The sequence below is a fragment of the Arenibacter lacus genome (genome assembly GCF_008711145.1).
Taxonomy (GTDB): domain Bacteria; phylum Bacteroidota; class Bacteroidia; order Flavobacteriales; family Flavobacteriaceae; genus Arenibacter; species Arenibacter amylolyticus.
The window spans coordinates 1-1,636 of the sequence record NZ_VVIN01000155.1; the positions used below are offsets into that span (position 1 = coordinate 1).

The following is a 1,636-nucleotide window of genomic DNA, read 5'->3' on the forward strand; positions in this document are numbered from 1 at the left end:
ACATAACGGGAAACGCATTGGCGAAGTGGCGGATAAATTGGACAAAAAGTTCAATTTAGCGAGAACGTAGCCGATGTGTTTCCACAGAGCTAACTTACAAATAAAAAGCGAATGTGGAACACATTCGGCGGAATAAAATGCAGAAACTTTCAATTTAGCACTTAACCTGCCATTTTGCCAATGCGATGTTATGTGAAGGAATTTTTAGTATCTTTGTATTCAAATAATTCACATTTTATGTATTTCAGCAAGCCTTGGTAATTAAAAATTAAAGTAAATTATTAAATCGTCTTTTTGAGACGGTTGCTATTTGGTACGTTAATTTTTAATTTAAAATAAGGTAATAATGAAAAATATAAAACCCTTAACTTTTCCGTTTAATTCGGAAAATAATACATCCATAAAACAAAGTCTTTTTCGATTTCGAGAATATTTTGATTCTTCTACAATTGTTGGTTTAGGCGAAAACGCACATTTCATAAAAGAGTTTTTTACATTCAGGCATCAAGTTATTGAGTTTTTAGTAACTGAATGTGATTTTGACACCTTGGCATTTGAGTTTGGTTTTTCTGAAGGATTAGAAGTTGATAAGTGGATAAAATCACAAATTCCATTCGACGATTTGGATAAGTTACTGTCACACTTTTATTATCCAAATGAGTTTAAAGATACTTTGCTATGGCTTCGTCGGTATAATCAAGACAATAATAATCAAATTACCTTTTTAGGTGTGGATATTCCTAAAAATGGAGGTTCTTATTTTCCAAACTTTCGTATTGTATCTGATTATTTGCAAAGACTTTCAATCGTTTCTTCTGATGTCTTACAGAAGATTTTAAATCTTGCTGAGAAATTTGATTTCTATTCGACTTCTCAGCTTGCGTTAAATTTATCGCTTTTTGATGAAGCTGAACATAATGAATTAAAAGCATTGCTATTAAAAGTTTACATTCGTTTGATTACTCTTCAACCAAAATTAGAAAGTTTAGAATTTCAATCGATAGTTCATCAAGTTAAAGGCTTGATTTATATGAATTATAATGCTGATGCTATGGAAAGTTTCATTACTGAAAGGGGAATTGAAGGAGATATGGGAGCAAAAGACCAGTATATGGCAGAAAGCATTGATTGGTTTTTGAAAAATTCACTTGGTAAAAAGATTATTTTGGTTGCCCACAATGCTCACATTCAAAAAACTCCGGTAGATTTTGATGGATTTATTAGTTGTTATCCAATGGGGCAAAGACTTTCGATGACTTTTGGAGAAAAATATAAAGCATTTGCAATAACTAATCTACGTGGAGAAACTGCGGCATTGTATCCTGATAATGATTATCAATTTGGCTTTAGGGTTGATAAATTTCCACTTGATTTTCCAGAGTCGGATTCTGTTGAATTTATTATGCAAGAATTTGGAGGAAAAGAATGCTGTTTACTAATGAACAGAAGTACGGAATTAAAAAATTGTAATAAGATTCGATTTGATTCGATGTGCCTAAAAACTGAAATAGAAGAAGCTTTTGACGGAATTTTTCTAATAGAAAAATCAACTGTTTCAGAAGTAGTGGATTGAGAATTTATAAATTTAATTTCGAAACGGCACTTTCTTTTTGGAGGTGCCGTTTTATTCTTTCAC

The 1,636-nt window shown here is 31.5% G+C and carries 1 protein-coding gene; it reads left to right on the forward strand.

The genetic code is table 11. The annotated features are described in order from the left end of the window. The first annotated feature begins 346 nt into the window (after positions 1–346). On the forward strand, positions 347–1,573 hold the full coding sequence (ere(D), locus tag F1E73_RS16880) for an EreD family erythromycin esterase (RefSeq protein WP_009040233.1): 1,227 nt from the start codon (positions 347–349) through the stop codon (positions 1,571–1,573). The last annotated feature ends 63 nt before the right edge of the window (positions 1,574–1,636 follow it).